At 67.4% G+C, this 16,426-nt stretch carries 15 protein-coding genes; 9 read left to right on the forward strand and 6 right to left on the reverse strand.

All coding sequences use genetic code 11. The features are described 5' to 3' along the window. Positions 1-119 precede the first annotated feature (119 nt). From ACIG5A_RS16385 to ACIG5A_RS16410, 6 genes are all read left to right on the forward strand, one after another. Entirely contained in the window at positions 120-1,040 is a 921-nt protein-coding gene (locus tag ACIG5A_RS16385; RefSeq protein ID WP_397241030.1) for an aminodeoxychorismate lyase, read from the forward strand. A gap of 303 nt (positions 1,041-1,343) precedes the next feature. Beyond that, positions 1,344-2,807: a cytochrome ubiquinol oxidase subunit I gene (locus ACIG5A_RS16390; RefSeq protein WP_397241031.1), complete on the forward strand. Its 1,464-nt coding sequence runs from the start codon at positions 1,344-1,346 to the stop codon at positions 2,805-2,807. A 9-nt stretch (positions 2,808-2,816) separates the two neighbouring features. Next, the gene (gene cydB / locus ACIG5A_RS16395) at positions 2,817-3,848 is read left to right on the forward strand and encodes a cytochrome d ubiquinol oxidase subunit II (protein WP_397241032.1); all 1,032 of its coding nucleotides are present in this window, start codon (positions 2,817-2,819) and stop codon (positions 3,846-3,848) included. Between the two features lie 3 nt (positions 3,849-3,851). Next, positions 3,852-5,894 (forward strand): ABC transporter ATP-binding protein/permease, encoded by a 2,043-nt coding sequence (locus ACIG5A_RS16400; protein WP_397241033.1) that lies wholly within the window; start codon positions 3,852-3,854, stop codon positions 5,892-5,894. A gap of 322 nt (positions 5,895-6,216) precedes the next feature. Beyond that, on the forward strand, positions 6,217-7,956 hold the full coding sequence (gene cydC / locus ACIG5A_RS16405) for a thiol reductant ABC exporter subunit CydC (RefSeq protein ID WP_397241818.1): 1,740 nt from the start codon (positions 6,217-6,219) through the stop codon (positions 7,954-7,956). 298 nt (positions 7,957-8,254) lie between these two features. Then, positions 8,255-8,839 (forward strand): Uma2 family endonuclease, encoded by a 585-nt coding sequence (locus ACIG5A_RS16410; protein WP_397241034.1) that lies wholly within the window; start codon positions 8,255-8,257, stop codon positions 8,837-8,839. 5 nt (positions 8,840-8,844) lie between these two features. Here the strand turns inward: ACIG5A_RS16410 and ACIG5A_RS16415 are convergent, their stop codons facing one another. From ACIG5A_RS16415 to ACIG5A_RS16440, 6 genes are all read right to left on the reverse strand, one after another. Then, positions 8,845-9,552, reverse strand: coding sequence for an FABP family protein (locus ACIG5A_RS16415; RefSeq protein ID WP_397241035.1), 708 nt, complete (start codon positions 9,550-9,552; stop codon positions 8,845-8,847). Positions 9,553-9,742: 190 nt separating this feature from the next. Further along, entirely contained in the window at positions 9,743-10,048 is a 306-nt protein-coding gene (locus tag ACIG5A_RS16420; protein WP_397241036.1) for a DUF1416 domain-containing protein, read from the reverse strand. A gap of 5 nt (positions 10,049-10,053) precedes the next feature. Then, positions 10,054-10,887, reverse strand: a complete 834-nt coding sequence (locus tag ACIG5A_RS16425; RefSeq protein WP_397241037.1) for a sulfurtransferase — start codon at positions 10,885-10,887, stop codon at positions 10,054-10,056. Between the two features lie 30 nt (positions 10,888-10,917). Beyond that, the gene (locus ACIG5A_RS16430; protein WP_397241038.1) at positions 10,918-11,439 is read right to left on the reverse strand and encodes a DUF4395 domain-containing protein; all 522 of its coding nucleotides are present in this window, start codon (positions 11,437-11,439) and stop codon (positions 10,918-10,920) included. 365 nt (positions 11,440-11,804) lie between these two features. Further along, complete coding sequence (locus ACIG5A_RS16435; RefSeq protein ID WP_397241039.1) at positions 11,805-12,239, reverse strand: thioredoxin family protein; 435 nt, start codon at positions 12,237-12,239, stop codon at positions 11,805-11,807. Beyond that, positions 12,236-13,048: an LmeA family phospholipid-binding protein gene (locus ACIG5A_RS16440; protein ID WP_397241040.1), complete on the reverse strand. Its 813-nt coding sequence runs from the start codon at positions 13,046-13,048 to the stop codon at positions 12,236-12,238. Before ACIG5A_RS16440 ends, ACIG5A_RS16435 begins: the two co-directional genes overlap by 4 nt. A gap of 185 nt (positions 13,049-13,233) precedes the next feature. Here ACIG5A_RS16440 and ACIG5A_RS16445 point away from each other — a divergent pair, with 185 nt between their 5' ends. The 3 genes from ACIG5A_RS16445 to pstS all read left to right on the forward strand — a co-directional run bounded on the left by ACIG5A_RS16445 (position 13,234) and on the right by pstS (position 16,375). Beyond that, on the forward strand, positions 13,234-13,995 hold the full coding sequence (locus ACIG5A_RS16445) for a winged-helix domain-containing protein (protein ID WP_397241041.1): 762 nt from the start codon (positions 13,234-13,236) through the stop codon (positions 13,993-13,995). A 100-nt stretch (positions 13,996-14,095) separates the two neighbouring features. Further along, positions 14,096-15,001, forward strand: a complete 906-nt coding sequence (gene mshD / locus ACIG5A_RS16450; RefSeq protein WP_397241042.1) for a mycothiol synthase — start codon at positions 14,096-14,098, stop codon at positions 14,999-15,001. A 258-nt stretch (positions 15,002-15,259) separates the two neighbouring features. After that, a complete protein-coding gene (pstS, locus tag ACIG5A_RS16455) occupies positions 15,260-16,375 on the forward strand; it encodes a phosphate ABC transporter substrate-binding protein PstS (protein ID WP_397241043.1) in 1,116 nt (371 codons plus the stop codon). Positions 16,376-16,426 lie beyond the last annotated feature (51 nt).

Here is a 16,426-nt window from a genome sequence, read left to right on the forward strand (position 1 = left end):
AGGCCGGGTCGCGCCGTTTGCTGGTCCGGTGCACAACGGTTGCGGAGCCCTGGGTAATCGGGGCATTCCGCCCATCGCGTACCTCCTCGAGGTGGGGGTTATTGCCCTACGCTCGACGCATGGTGGATCGAGTTCTAGTAACACTCGACGGCGCGGTCCGTGATGCGGACGCGCCGTTGCTTTTTGCCGACGATATCGGGGTGCTGCGTGGCGACGGTGTCTTCGAAACGGTGCTGGTGCGCGGCGGTAACGCCTGCGCGCTCGAGTTCCATCTAGGCAGACTGCGCCGTTCGGCGCAGGCACTCGATCTACCCGAGCCCGAACTCGGCCGGTGGCGGGAAGCGGTCGAACGGGCGGCCAAGGAGTGGGGCTCCGATCGCGAGGGCCTGCTGCGGCTGGTGCTGACAAGGGGGCGTGACAGCGATCTGCCCGGTGTTCGCGAGAAGGTGACCTCCGGTGACCTCGCCGCGGCCGTTCCGGTGCCGACCTCGTACGTGCTCGTGCTGCCGGTGCCTGCGCGGGTCGCGGTGGCGCGGACGGATGGTGTTGCGGTGGTGACCCTTTCGCGTGGCATCTCGATCGATCTGGCGCAGGCCGCACCGTGGCAGCTGCTCGGCGCGAAGACGCTGTCGTATGCCACCAACATGGCCGCGCTGCGCTTCGCCAACCGGATGGGCGCCGACGACGTCATCTTCACCAGTACCGAGAATCGGGTGCTCGAGGGTCCGCGCTCGTCCGTGGTGATCGCGCGGGACAAACAGCTCATCACCCCGCCGTCGAAGAACGGCGTGCTGCCCGGCGTCACCCAGCGCGCGCTGTTCGCCGAGGCCGAGAAGGCGGGCTGGGACTGCCAATACAAATCGCTGTTCACCGCCGATCTGCTGACCTGCGACAGCATTTGGCTGCTGTCGAGCATCACGCTGGCCGCGCGGGTGAATTCGCTGGACGGACTGCGCATGTCGGCGCCGGACAACGCGGGCGAGATCATCGAGCTGGTCGATCGCGGCATCGCGCGGGCGGGGGTCATCGGCGACTGGTGAGCGGTGATCTGCGCTCCACCGCCTCTCCGCGACTTCAGGCCAGACTCGGGTGCGTGGGGACTTGCGTTGGCGGCCGGCGGTGAGCTGGTGGCTGATTCAGCCGGTACCCGACGAGTTACCCATGTACTTGCGATATCAGTCGTTGCTTCGTGATCTCCGTCTTACATCCCTGTCGGCGACCTGGTGAAACTGCGTGGTTGATCCGAGTGGTCCGGTGTGTCGTGGCGTAAGACTCATTGATCGGTTCTACCTGCGGCGTAGGGTTTACTACGACATGTCGTAGATCGGCAGGAGGGCTCGCTGATGAGCGCGTTGGACATCTCGCGATGGCAGTTCGGCATCACGACCGTCTACCACTTCATGTTCGTGCCGTTGACCATCGGACTGGCCCCGATCGTGGCGGGCATGCAGACCGCGTGGGTGATCACCGGCAAGGAGCATTGGTACCGGCTCACCAAGTTCTTCGGGAAGCTGTTCCTGATCAACTTCGCGCTCGGTGTCGCCACCGGCATCGTGCAGGAATTCCAGTTCGGCATGAACTGGTCGGAGTACTCCCGCTTCGTCGGTGACGTCTTCGGCGCACCGCTCGCCCTCGAAGGGCTCGTCGCCTTCTTCATGGAGTCGACCTTCCTCGGGCTGTGGATCTTCGGCTGGTCACGCCTGCCGAAAGTCGTTCACCTGGCCACGATTTGGCTGGTCGCGATCGGCGTCAACGCCTCGGCGTACTTCATCGTCGCGGCGAACTCGTTCATGCAGCATCCGGTCGGCGCGCGGTACAACCCGGAGCGGGGACGCGCGGAACTGGAGAGCATCACCGATCTGCTCACCAACAACACGGCACTGGCGGCCTTTCCGCACGTCGTCGCCGGATCATTCCTCACCGCGGCCACGTTCGTCGCGGGTATCGGCGGCTGGTGGATGGTGCGCAACGCGCGCAGCGGTGACGAGGCCAAGATGGCAGAGGCGCGCACCATGTGGCGCCCGGCGGCCCGTGTCTCGCTGCTGGTGATCGTGGTGTCGATGCTCGCGCTCATCTACACCGGCGACGTACAGGGCAAGCTGATGTACGAGCAGCAGCCGATGAAGATGTCCTCGGCGGAATCGTTGTGCCACACCGAAACCGACCCCGACTTCTCCGTGCTCACCGTCGGCACGCACAACAACTGCGACAGCGTCACCCACGTGCTCGAGGTGCCCTACGTGCTGCCGTGGCTGGCCAAGGGCAAGTTCACCGATGTCACGCTGCCCGGCGTCATCGACCTGCAGAAGACCTACAACGAGAAGTACGGCATCGGCGACTACCGGCCGAATCTCTTTGTCACCTACTGGTCTTTCCGCGCGATGATCGGCCTGTCCGCCGGCGCGGCGCTGCTCGTGCTCGCCGGACTGTGGGTGACCCGGCGCGGCAGGGCGGCCGACCAGCGCTGGTTCGCCTGGCTGAGCCTGCTCGCCATCCCGACACCGTTCCTGGCCAACAGCGCGGGCTGGGTGTTCACCGAAATGGGCCGCCAGCCTTGGATTGTCGCGCCGAACCCGTCCGGTGACCCGAACCTGCGGCTCACCGTGCAGCAGGCCGTCTCCGGGCACAGCGCGGGCACCGTGCTCGCCTCGCTGATCACCTTCACGGTGCTCTACGGCGCGCTGGCGGTCGTGTGGTTCTACCTGATGCGCCGGTACACGGTCGCCGGCCCGGAACCGGTTGCGAGCCCGGCTAAGTCGGACGGCGCCGGCGACGCGCCCGTCGAACAGCTTTCCTTCGCCTACTAGGAGCCGACGATGAGTCTGCAAGAGTTCTGGTTTCTGCTGATCGGCGTGTTGTTCACCGGCTACTTCGTACTGGAGGGCTTCGACTTCGGCGTCGGCATGCTGATGCCGATCCTCGGCCGCAACGACGACACCCGAAGGCGCGTGGTGCTCAACACCATCGGCCCGGTGTGGGACGGCAACGAGGTCTGGCTGATCACCGCGGGCGGCGCCATGTTCGCGGCCTTCCCCGAGTGGTACGCCAGCATGTTCTCCGGGTTCTACTTCGCGCTGCTGCTGTTGCTCGTCGCGCTGATCCTGCGCATCTGCGCCATCGAGTACCGCGGCAAGATCCACGATCCGCGCTGGCGGTTCTGGTGCGATCTCGGCATCGGCATCGGTTCCTGGATACCGGCGCTCGCGTGGGGCTGGCTGTTCGCCAACATCGTGCGCGGTGTCCCGCTCGACGCACAGCACGCGATGACCGGTTCGGCGTGGGAACTGTTCGACCCGTACGCCATTCTCGGCGGACTGGCGACGGCGCTGCTGTTCGCGTTCCACGGTGCGGTGTTCCTCGCGCTCAAGACCGGCGGTGCGGTGCGCGAGGACGTCGTCGGCTCCGCGCGGCTGCTGCTGATTCCGACCGTGCTCGTCGCCGGTGGGTTCGGGCTGTGGACCCAGCTGTCCTACGGCACGGACTGGACCTGGATTCCGTTGGCGCTGGCGGTGATCGGGCTCGTCATCGCGGGCGCCGCGGTCTTCGTCGGGCGGGACGGATGGGCGTTCGTCGGCACCACGGTGACCGTCGCGGCGGTGAGCGCGCTGCTGTTCGGGTCGCTGTTCCCGAATGTGCTGCCCTCCACCATCGACGCGGCATACAACCTGACCATCCACAACGCCTCGTCCACGCCGTACACGCTGAAGGTGATGAGCTGGGCCGCGGTGATCGTCACCCCGGTCGTGCTGATCTACCAGGGCTGGACGTACTGGGTGTTCCGCAAGCGCATCACCGTCGACCAGATCCCGGCGCCGATCGGCCTGCCCATGGGATCGACGAAGGACTGACCCATGGCCCGCCCGCCCGTAGATCCACGCCTGTGGCGGTACGCCCGCTCGGCCCGCCGCTACCTGGTACTGAGTGTCGCACTGTCCCTGGCGATTACGGGCTGCATCGTGGTCACGGCGGTCACGCTGGCTCGGGTGCTCGCCGGGGTCGTCACCGACCCCGGCAAGCGCGGCCTCGGCGAATGGACGGTGGAACTGAGCGTCCTCGCCGCCGCGGTTGGCTGCCGAACCCTGGTCACCTGGCTGCAATCCCGGCTCGCGCACCGCGCGGGCGCGTCGGTGGTCGCGGAACTGGAAACCGCGGTCCTCACCGCGGGCGCCCAACTTCCGCCTCGCGAACTCGAAACCCGCCGAACCGAATTGGCCGTTGTGGTCAGCACGGGCTTGTCCGGTCTGCGCGGCTACCTCGTCGGATACCTACCCGCCCTCCTGCTCGCGTGCCTTGTGCCGCCGGTCGTGCTTGCCGTGATCGCGGTGCACGACCCGATTTCCGGCATCATCTGCCTGGTCACCCTGCCCCTGATCCCGATCTTCATGATCCTCATCGGCCTGCTGACCCAGGGCAGGGCCGAAGCGACACTGACCGCAACCACCCGCCTCTCCGACCAGTTGCTCGACCTGTTCGCGGGCATGCCGACATTGCGTGCGCTCGGGCGCGAGACCGGAGCTGCCCGCGCCGAGCCGAATTCGGCGACGTCGCGGCCCGAAACCGCGGCGAATGCGGAACCGGGGCGCGATTCCGGAGCTGCCGCTCGGCGGATCGGCGGCTCGGGTGCGCAGACCGCGAGTTCCGCAGTGGGAGAACGCGCTTCGATCCCGCAGACGATGGAGCACCGGGTCCGCGAACTGGGAGATTCCCTGCGGCAGCGCACCATGCGCGCGCTGCGGATCGCGTTCCTGTCCTCGATGGTGCTGGAAATGCTCGCCACCCTGTGCGTCGCCCTGGTCGCCGTCTCCATCGGCATGCGCCTGGTCTTCGGCGAGATGAGCCTGTACGCAGGCCTCGTCGCCTTGATCCTCGCCCCCGAGGTCTACTTGCCGCTGCGCACCGTCGGCGAACGCTTCCACGCCGCCCAAGACGGAATGGCCGCCGCCGACAAGGCTTTTGCGATCCTCGACCCCGCGCCGGGCTCCGCCGATACGAGCGCGGCGCCGGTGACCGATGTGCGTCGCACCACTGACATCCCGGTGACCAGCCGCGCTCGGCCTCAGCGGCCGACCGATCCTGCCGCCGAAGGGCGCGGGGTGGAGATCGGTTCGGCCACCGATGAATCGACTGACGGGACGCTCCGAGGTAGGGGTCGGCCTGCTGCGGACGCGATCACAACGGCTGCGGCAGGGCATCGAGATGCCGCCGGTGCCATCGAGATTCGCGATCTGACGGTGCACGCCCGCAATGGTTCGGCGCCTGCCGGGCTCTCGGCGAGTATGCGTCCGGGGACGATCACGGTATTGACCGGGCCGAACGGTAGCGGGAAATCGACGGCGCTGCAGGCGATTCTGGGACTGATCACGCCGGACGGCGGTGCGGTCACCGTCGACGGCACCGATGTGCGCGACCTGGAGCCGGATGCCTGGTGGGCCAGGGTGGCATGGCTGCCGCAGCGTCCGGTCCTCGTCCCGGGAACCCTCCGGGAGAACCTGGAGCTGCTGGGCGCTCACGCCTCGGCCGGTACGCACCGAGGCGCCGCGCGAGTGGTGGACGAACTGGAAGCAGCCTGCGCGGCAACCGGATTCGACGCCGTACTCGACGAACTCCCCGCCCGCTGGGGAACCACCGTCGGCGCGGGCGGCACGGGCCTCTCCCTCGGCCAGCGGCAACGCCTCGCCCTCACCAGAGTTCTGGCTGCCGACCGCCCGATCCTCCTGCTCGACGAACCGACCGCCCACCTCGACCCCGACAGCGAAGCCACCGTCCTCGCAGCCCTCGAACAACGAGCCGACGACGGCGCCACCGTAGTTGTAATCGCCCACCGCCCATCCATCTTGGCCATCGCCGACCGCATCATCCCGGTCCACGCCACCGCCCTGGCCGAGTCCCGATGAATCCCACCCGCAGCCCAACGACACCGGGGTGGACGAAGTTCGGATCGAGCGCGTCCACCGAGACGCACCAGTTGGCAAGGAGCGGGACCGAACTCGGCCAACTGCGGCGCGATCGGCGTATGTGGACCCGGCGAGGTGCAGGAGGTCGGCGGATGACAACCGGCGCTCAGGCCGACGTGGAAGGTGGCTTCCTGGAGAGTGTTCGTCGAACGCGGGGACTCCCCGGGGCGTCGCGCGTGTGGCCCTCGGCGGTCGTCGATGAGCCCGTATGCGGCCCGGTCAGGTCGCGGACCGGCGGGATGCAGGAGGTGGGGAGATGACTATGCGGGACGGGGCCGATGTGAAAAGTGGTCTGGTGGGCGATGTTCGGCGGATGTGGGGGCTGCTGGAGGTTTCGCCCGCGCGGCTTGCGGTGGCGGTCGGGTGGGGGGTGCTAGCGCTGGGGAGTGGGCTGGGGTTGGCGGCGCTGGCCGCCTGGTTGATCGCGCGGGCTTGGCAGATGCCGCCGGTGCTCGATTTGAGCGTTGCGGTGGTTTCGGTACGGGCGCTGGGGATTTCGCGGGGGTTGTGCCGGTACCTGGAGCGGCTCGCGACGCATGATGTGGCGCTGCGGTCGATGACCACGGCGCGCACCACGACCTATCGGGCGCTCGCCCGGTCCAACTCCTGGTTGCGGCGGCGTTCGTCCGCGAGCGGGGACGCTGGGCCTGCCGACGGGCCCGCTGAACTCCGGCGCGGGGATCTGCTGGTGCGAATCGGCAGCGATATCGACGATCTCGGTGCGGTGGTGGTGCGCGGGTTCGTGCCCATCGCCGTCGCGATCGTGTTGTCCGCCATGGCGATAGGTCTACTGGGGACCATCTCCATCGGCGCCGCGACGATTCTCGCGGTCGCGCTCGCGGTCGCCGGGATCGTCGCGCCGTGGCTGTCCGCGCTGGCGGCGCGCGACGCCGAACGTGCGGTGCGGGCGGACCGTGCCGAATTCACCGCCCAGGCATTGACCGTGCTCGACCACGCGGCCGAATTGCGCGTCGCGGGCAAGCTGGACACCGCTGTCGCGGCGGCCGCCGCGGCCGGGCGCCGGGCGGTGGCGGCCGAGGACACCGCGGCGACCCGCAGCGCGTGGGCCGCCGCGGCCATGCCCCTGTCGATCGGGGTCAGCGTGCTCGGCGCACTGCTCGTCGGCATCGCCGTCTACGGTCCGAGCGGGGGAGCGCCCGGCGCGATGACGCCGATGGCCTTCGCTGTGCTGGTCCTGCTTCCGCTGTCCGCCTTCGAGGCCGTTGGAACACTTCCCGCCGCGGCACAGTCGCTCACCACCGCCCGCGCGGCCCTGCGCCAACTGACTGCGATCGAGCGGTCGGCCGACTCGCAAGATCCGACTGCCCGGGCGACGCACCCACTCACGGCGAACGGCCGAGCAGCCGATACCCGAAACCCGTTGCCCGCCGATCTCCCCGATCTCCCCGACGGCCGTCGGATCGCGGTCATCGGTCCGAGCGGCGCGGGCAAGACCACGCTGCTCATGTACTGGGCAGGCCTGTTCGGTACGCCGGAGCCTGGCGTCACGTTCTTCGCCGAGGACGCGCACCTGTTCGGCACCAGCGTGCTGGAGAACCTCCGCGTCGCGCGCGGCGACCTCACCGAGCAGGAGGCCGAAACCGCCTTGCGCACAGTAGGTCTCGGCGACTGGCTGGCCGACCTTACCGACGGCGTGCGTACGGTCCTCGACGGTGGAGCCGCCGCGGTCTCCGGTGGCCAACGTCGCCGCATCCTGCTCGCCCGCGCCCTGATCTCACCCGCCCGTGTCCTGCTGCTCGACGAGCCGACCGAGCACGTGGAAGCCGAGGCGGGCGCTCAACTCCTGTGCGAGTTGCTCGACAGGAACAGCGGCCTCGTCGCCCCTGATCGAATTGTGGTGGTCGTCACACATCAGCTCCCGCCGGATCAGCGCGCCGACGTGATCATGCGAGTCGATGAGTCAGGCCAGGTCACCACCGTTTTTCCCACCGCGGGAATCCCCGGTTCCGCCCCCAGAGAAATTCCGTTGCCGACCCACTGACTCCTCGCTAAATTCGTTCGTACACAAGGAAGGAGGTGGTTCGAGAAATGGTTAACTCTAGGACACGTGAGGTGGCTGCACGCTAGTGCCGCCGCTGCAGGTGGATTCACCGCGCGAGCGCTGAGCGAATCCAAAGCAGTCACCCGGCCCCCGAGCCCCCGGTCCGTCCGACCGGGACCCGTGCAGGTTCTCGAACCAGCACCGGTATGGCTCGGGGGCTGTTCCCTATTCTGGACAAAGCGCGGGCGAGGGGGCTGACAGGGGTATGAGTCCGGATGTGCAGCGCTACGCTGGGACAATGACCGTTCAGCCGCTGCCCGACTGGGTGATTCCGCCACTTGGTGGATTCACCGTCGATGACTTCTTGGAGCTGCGCGGCCTCCCCAAGCACACCGAGCTGATCGACGGGAGTCTGATCTTTGTCAGCCCGCAGGAGAAGTGGCACAGCCGTGTTGTCTCACTCTTCTGGCGGGAGCTCGATCGACAGGTTCCTGAACAGCTGCGTGCTGACCGGGAGATGGCTGTCAGGCTCGGTAATCGGCAGATGCCAGAGCCTGACGTGGTCGTGGTGACGGCGGAGGCAGCTGGACGGACCGATCCCTCCACTTACTACTTCGCCGAGGATGTCGTTCTGGCGGTCGAGGCGGTGTCGCCGGACTCCGAGGAGCGGGACCGCGACACCAAGCCACGCAGATACGCCAAGGCCGGCATATCGCATTACTGGCGGATCGAGCGGCGAGACGCTGATGCTGTGGTCTATGCCTATGAGCTCGATCCGGCTACGAATTGCTATGGGCCCGTGGGGATCTTCCATGACACGTTGCGGATCAACGTGCCATTTCCGGTGGAGATCGACTTGTCGGGGATCTGGCCGCGCGGTTAGTTGATTCAGCCGATGTAGCGCTGGAGGCGAGCCGAGAGCCGTGGCTCCAGCGGGCCGTCGGCCACTACTCGTTCCTCGACGTAGGCGAGGTCGCCGCCCTCGACGATGCCGTAGAGGCGCTTGGCGCCGCCGACGACGATGCCGGATTGGCTGCGGATGACCACGTCGGTGGCGAGTTCCCAGGAGGACTGGGTGAGTGCCTGGCCGTAGAAGAGTTCCACGATGCCGGTGCTGTGGGTGAGCAGCAGCTCGATGACCTCGTCGTCGCCGTCGATGCCGACCCGCCAGAAACCGCTCTCGCGCAGATCGGGGCCGCTGTAGGCGCCATCGGCGTCCAGCACCCAGGATCGGGATTCCCAGGCCAGGTAGTCGCCGCCGTCGTGCGAGACCACGATCTGCTGGCCGAAGCGATAGTCGCCGCGCTCCGGATCGTTGCCCTCGCCCTCGCCGCGCCACACGCCGACCATGGGCAGCAGCGCGAGCATGGACGAACTCAGGTCGGGCCCGAGTCGCAGATTCGCGGTGTCCTCGGGCAACGGCAGATCCGGCAGCACCGGAATGTTGCGTGCGCCGGTCGCTTTCGCGCGCTCGGCGGCCTCGGCCACGGCCTGATCGCCGCTGCGCCGAGCGGACGGATCACCGGGCGCGGTTCCGTTCATAGTTTCGCTCGCTCGCTCGGCCGGATCGGAACCTTCGCTAGCGAGCTCGCTCATGACTCGGTGAACAGGCGGTAGAAGACGTACAGACCGAACCAGCCGATCAGCACGGCCACGGCCACCAGCAGAATCTCGAAGAAGAGGACCACGTTTGGAGTCTAACGACAAACACGGCGACGCACGCAAACGGCCCCGCTGCTTCCTCCATGTGGGGGAAACGACGGGGCCGTGCGCGGCAAGCGGTTTGTTACTTGGCGACCGCGACATCCACCGCGTGGATGCCCGCGCCCTCCGGACGAACCTCGGCCGAGCCGTTGCCGGACGCCGACAGCGCCCGCAGCGTCCACGCGCCGGGCGCGGCGAAGAAGCGGAAGTCACCGGTGCCCGAGGCGACGACCTCGGCGGTGAAATCGCCGTTACCGTCCAGCAGACGCACGAACGCGCCGCCGACCGGCTGTCCGTCGGTGCTGAGGACGCGGCCGGTGATGACCGTCTCCTTCTCCACATCGACGCCTGCGGGGATGGCCTGACCCTGGGTAGGTGCTGCACACATGTTGATTACGCTCCCAATTCGATCGGTGCACCGACGAGGGAGCCGTACTCGGTCCAGCTCCCGTCGTAGTTCTTGACGTTCTGATGACCGAGCAGCTCCTGCAGCACGAACCAGGTGTGCGAGGAACGCTCACCGATGCGGCAGTAGGCGATGGTCTCCTTGGCCCCGTCCAGGCCCGCCTCGCGGTAGATCTCGGTCAGCTCGGCATCGGACTTGAAGGTGCCGTCCTCGTTCGCGGCCTTGCTCCACGGCACGTTGATCGCGCTGGGGATGTGGCCGGGACGCTGGCTCTGCTCCTGCGGCAGGTGCGCGGGAGCGAGGATCTTGCCGGAGAACTCGTCGGGCGAACGCACGTCGACCAGGTTCTTGGTGCCGATGGCCGCGATGACCTCGTCGCGGAAGGCGCGGATCGTCAGGTCGGGCGCGGACGCCTTGTACTGGGCGGCCGGTCGGCTCACCGCGTCACGCGAGAGCGGGCGCCCGTCGAGCTCCCACTTCTTGCGGCCACCGTCGAGCAGCTTGACGTTGGTGTGGCCGTACAGCTTGAAGTACCAGTAGGCGTAGGCGGCGAACCAGTTGTTGTTGCCGCCGTACAGCACCACCTCGTCGTCGTTGGAGATGCCGCGCGCCGAGAGCAGATCGGAGAACTGCTCCTGGTTCACGAAGTCGCGACGAACCTGATCCTGCAGGTCCTTCTTCCAGTCGAGCCTGACGGCGCCCTCGATATGTCCACCGTCGTAGGCAGAGGTGTCCTCGTCCACCTCGACGAAGACGACGCCGGGGGCGTTGAGGTTCTCTTCGGCCCAGTCAACGGAGACCAGGACATCGGAGCGAGCCATGTTGTTCCTTTCGAATTGCGACTTGCGGGGTCAGATCGAACTAGCTGGACGGTGCGGGGCGGCACCGGCCGTGGTCGCCGAGGTTCGGCGGAAACGGGCGACCAGGGGGTAGATCTGGCAACCCAGGCAAATCCCGAACGCCGCGTTCAAGAACGCCGCGAACAGTGCGAAGCCGGCGAACACCGCGCCGGCAACGGTGGAGCCGGCCAGGAATCCCAGCAGGCTGACGGCGCTGAAGATCAGGCCGAGTAATTGGGCGAACCGCAGTGGGGCAACGGGTTCGGTTTCGGTGGCGGGACCGACGCGCGGCGCGATGAGCGTCGCGAAGATCCGGCCGTAGGGGTGGCGGCGCGGCCCGTAGGCGGCGCCGATCGCGAAGACCACCGCCTGGACGGCGATGAGCACCGCGGCGACCGGGGTCGAGAACGCGGCCGCGATCAGCACGAGGACGAGGACGCCGGTGGTGACCCAGGCGGCGAACCTCGGTCCGCGGACATCGACCTGTGCGGGAATTGTCGTCCCTTGGGACGTGTTACCGGAATTGGTGGACATAGTGCTCACTCCTGCGCGGAATACGACTGTTGGCGGGAATTGCCAGTTCGCCGGGGGATCGAAAGATCACTCGCACGGCGGACGCAGGTCGGCAGTCAGGAAGACTTCTGAGAGAGCCGACCGCTCAGCGGCACAGGCAGCAACAACCACCGAGGCGGCACAGATCAACTGTGCGGCGTCGGGTGAGCATCAGCTCGTGGTTGGAAAGCACGTGGGGGAGTTTACCTGGTTTCCAAGGAGAATTGGACCCCGGGTTCGTCACACTCGCTATGAACCCGCGGCGCTGGCGTCAAGCCCGGAGGAGGCAGCCCGCGTAACCATGCAGGGCTCGCCAGCGTCGCCATGGATACAGCCAGCGCTGGTTTTCACGCGGTGAGCGGAACGAGCGCACTGCGCAGATCGCCCGCTTTGGGTACGCCGGAGATGCGGAATCGCTCGCGCCCCTCGGCGTCGAAGATGAAGGTCGTCGGCAGCGACAACACATTCAGTTCCTTGGCGAGCGCGGGTTCGGCGTCGATGTCGATTTCGATATCCCTTGGCGCCAGCGGTGTTTCGGCCAATTCCTCGGTGACGCTGCCGACCACTCGGCGCACCGCGTCGCACGGTCCGCACCACTCGGCGGAGAAGTGCAGTACCGCCGGACCCGATCCCGTGACGCCCGCGGCGGCGAGTAGTTCGGCGCGCTGGGATTCGGCGGGCGCGGCATCGGTGGCGCGCAGCGCGCCGTCGCGGCGGCGCACGAGCAGGCCGACCGCGATGGCGGCCAGCAACATCACTGCGAGAATTGTGATTTCGATCATGGTTGCTGCAATCGGTCGAGGTCGATCGTCACGTTCTGTGCGGTGCCGCCCACCACGATCTGCCCGCCGAGCGGGATGACCGTGCTCGGCTGGATACCGAACGGCAATTCCTTGATCTCGATGGTACGGGTGAATTGCGCGAGCACCGCGGGCTGATCGGCCTCGGGGATATCCACGGTCGGGGTGAAGTCGAGGCCGGTGCCCCGATACAGGCTGGTGGCGAGGATGCGCACCTGGCGATCGGCGTCGAGCCAGATGTCGGCCGTGACGGCCACCTTCGCGCCGCCGTAGCGTGCGCCCGTCAGACCGGGCGGGCCGGGCAGGGTGCCGATGAGCAGGAGCGCGTCGGGGGTGGTGGTCATTCCGGTGCCGCCCGAGCCGCCGGTGCCGTCGGATTTATCCGCGGTACGTCCCCGCACCTCCAGGTCGGGGATGCCGAACAGCCTGCCGAGTTCGACGGGTTCGATGCGCAGCCCGCCCTCGATCCGATCGACCGGGATGTTGCGCAGGCTGCCGTCGATCAGCTGATTCAGGTCGACGTGCACGCCGGTGAGGTACGCGTCGAGCGTGACCTCGCCGGGGATGCCTGGGCGCTTGCCGCGCGCGTTGAATTTGATGCTGTCGTAACGGCCTTCCAGGCCTTTGAGCAGAAACGGGTTACCGCCGATGGTGATCGAGGGGTCCGCGCTCAGGTCGGCGCCGGCCCGCAAGGCCCGCGAGACCCGGTACTCGGCATAGGCCGCGGTGCCGAAATCGATGACCACCGCCAGTCCGGCGAGACACAGCAGCCCGATGATCAGCTTGCGCATGACAGCACCCTATATGGACGGATTTTCTGGCTTCGAGGGTCTCGTTTCGCCACGTTCGGTCACCCGGATGGCGAGGTCATCGGGGTTCACGCGCTAATCTTGCACCGATTACCTGTGATTAGCGACGTGGCGTCCGGCGGTTCCGCTGTTTGCTGCCCCGGCGCTACGAGATGGGAGGAGGGCTTGTGGAGCTGCTCCTGTTGACCTCCGACCCCAACCCCGAGTCGGTGCTGCCCTCTCTCAGCCTGCTCGCACATCACGTGCGTCCGGCGCCGACCGAGGTGTCTTCGCTGCTCGAGGCGGGCTCCGCGGATGTCGCCCTGGTCGACGCGCGCACCGATCTGGCCGCCGCGCGCGGTCTGTGCCGGTTGCTCGGCAGCACCGGGTCTTCGGTGCCGGTGGTCGCCGTGCTCACCGAAGGCGGCCTCGTCGCGGTCAATGCCGACTGGGGGCTCGACGACATCCTGCTGCCCGGTACCGGTCCGGCCGAACTCGACGCGCGGCTGCGGCTGCTCGTCGGCCGCAACGGTGGCGTGGCGAGCCCGGAGAACACCGGCAAGATCACCCTCGGCGAGCTGGTGATCGATGAGGGCACCTACACCGCGCGGCTGCGCGGTCGCCCGCTCGATCTCACCTATAAGGAATTCGAGCTCCTCAAGTACCTCGCGCAGCACGCGGGCCGCGTCTTCACGCGCGCGCAGTTGCTGCAAGAGGTGTGGGGCTACGACTTCTTCGGTGGCACTCGCACCGTCGACGTGCACGTGCGGCGGTTGCGCGCCAAGCTCGGCAGCGAATACGAGTCGCTGATCGGCACCGTGCGCAATGTCGGCTACAAGGCCGTCCGTCCGGCACGAACGGCCGCCAAGGGCGAACCGGTCACTTTCATCGACGAGGACGCCGAGGGTTCGGACGAACCGCTCGCCCCGGTCAACGGTTCCGTCCAGTAGGGCTGTCCGGCACCGCGATTCGGCGCGCCGCCGAGTGCGGAATGATGGGCGCCCGACGGCCGTTGTCGGGTAAATGGCCGCAGTGACGGGAGAGGGATCGATGGGCGAGGTAGTGCTGACGTGGACCGAGCGGCTCGACGCCGATGCCGCGGCTACCGTGCGGAAACTGCTCGACGAGGCGACCGCCGCCGATGGTGTCGCGCCGGTCTCCGAACAGGCGATCCTCTCCCTGGCCGAGCACGGCGAGGCACGGCACCTGCTTGCCACCCGTGACGGTGTGCTCACCGGCTACGCCAATCTTGTTCCCGCGCACGGCGAACATCCGGCGATGGCCGAGGTCGCGGTGGATCCGGCGGCGCGCGGCCACGGCATCGGCGCCGCGCTCGTCACCGCGGCGCTCGCCGAGGGCGGTGCGGGCGCACGGGTCTGGGCGCACGGAAATCGGCCCGCCGCACAGGCCGTAGCGACCCGCCTCCGATTGCACACGGCGCGCGAGTTGTGGCAAATGCGACGCGTTCTGGCTACACCCGAGCTACCCGAATTGACGGTGCCGGACGACTTGACGCTGCGTACCTATTCCGGAACTACCGACGACGCCGAACTGCTGCGCGTGAACAATGCCGCCTTCGATTGGCATCCGGAACAGGGCGGGTGGACCGAGCGCGATATCCAGGCCCGCCGCGACGAACCGTGGTTCGACCCCGCTGGCCTGTTCCTGGCGGCCGCCGCGGACGATCCGGACCGACTGCTCGGATTCCATTGGACCAAGGTGCATTTCGACGAAACGCCGCCGGTGGGCGAGGTGTACGTGGTCGGCATCGATCCGGCCGCGCAAGGCCGTGGACTCGGCCGTCTGCTCACCCTGGCCGGCCTGCGTTACCTGCGCGAACGCGGCCTTCACGAGGTGCTGCTCTACACCGAGGCCGACAATAAGGCGGCGGTGCACACCTACACGCGACTCGGCTTCGCGCCCGCACATGTCGACGTCGCTTATGCGGCATCGTGATCGCCGGATAGCTGAATAGAAAGCGGCTCGCCGGGGCCGCTCGAGTAAAACTGGGGCAAATGTCACAGACAATGGGCCAATCGCGCCGGGCTGTTCACTTGCCGTTCACCCAGCTTGGTCCAACTGTCAACCGGGCGACTTTACGTTACATATGGGCAGCACGGCTGCCTGGTGCGCAAGTTCCACGCGAACGGCACCACAACACCCGCCCGGGCCGGTGAGGGACCGGGCGTGTCGAACGCGATTCCCGGAGGAATAGTGAACTTCAAGCGCAGCAGCGCCCTTGTCGGCGTGCTGGCCGTTGGTGCCATGACGCTCGCCGCCTGTGGCAGCGACGACAACACCAAGGCCAGCGGCGACAAGACCGGCACCAACACCAGCGTCGAGTGTGGTGGCAAGAAGGCGCTCAAGGCCAGCGGCTCGTCCGCGCAGAAGAACGCGATGGAGCGCTTCATCGCCGCCTACGAGGCCAACTGCAGCGGCAGCACCCTGAACTACACCTCCAGCGGCTCCGGCGCTGGTGTGAACGAATTCATCGGTGGCCAGACCGATTTCGGTGGCACCGACTCGCCGCTGAGCGCCAAGAAGGAAGAGCCGCAGAAGGCTCAGGACCGCTGCGGCGCCCCCGCGTGGAACCTGCCGACCGTCTTCGGCCCGATCGCCGTGACCTACAACATCGACGGCGTCACCGACCTCGCGCTGGACGGCCCGACCGCCGCCAAGATCTTCAACGGCGCCATCTCCACCTGGGACGCCCCCGAGATCAAGGCGCTGAACCCGAAGGCCAAGTTGCCCTCGGAGAAGATCGCCGTGATCTTCCGCTCGGACGAGTCGGGCACCACCGACAACTTCCAGCTGTACCTCGACGCCGCCTCCGACAACGCGTGGGGCAAGGGCGCGGGCAAGGTCTTCGCCGGCGGCGTCGGTGAGGGCGCCAAGGGCAACGAGGGCACCTCGGCCGCGATCAAGAGCACCAAGAACTCGATCACCTACAACGAGTGGTCGTTCGCGAAGTCGCAGAACCTGTCCATCGCGCAGATCATCACCACCGCGTCCAAGGACCCGGTCAAGCTGACCGCCGCCTCCGCGGGCAAGGCCATCGACTCGGTGAAGATCAAGGGCGAGGGCAACGACCTGGTGCTCGACACCTCCTCGTTCTACAAGCCGACCGAGGCGGGCGCGTACCCGATCATCCTGCCGACCTACGAGGTCGTCTGCTCGAAGTACAAGGACGCCGACTCGGCCAAGGCGGTCAAGGCCTTCCTGACCTCGGCCACCACCAACGGCCAGAAGGGTCTCGACGAGGCCGGGTACGTCCCGATCCCCGACAAGTTCAAGACCCGCCTGACCACCGCCATCAACGCCATTTCCTGATCTGAGCGTTACCTGCCATGACCGTGCACCCTGAGGTGACCGCCGCGGGCC

Source organism: Nocardia sp. NPDC052566, from assembly GCF_044547285.1.
Taxonomy (GTDB): domain Bacteria; phylum Actinomycetota; class Actinomycetes; order Mycobacteriales; family Mycobacteriaceae; genus Nocardia.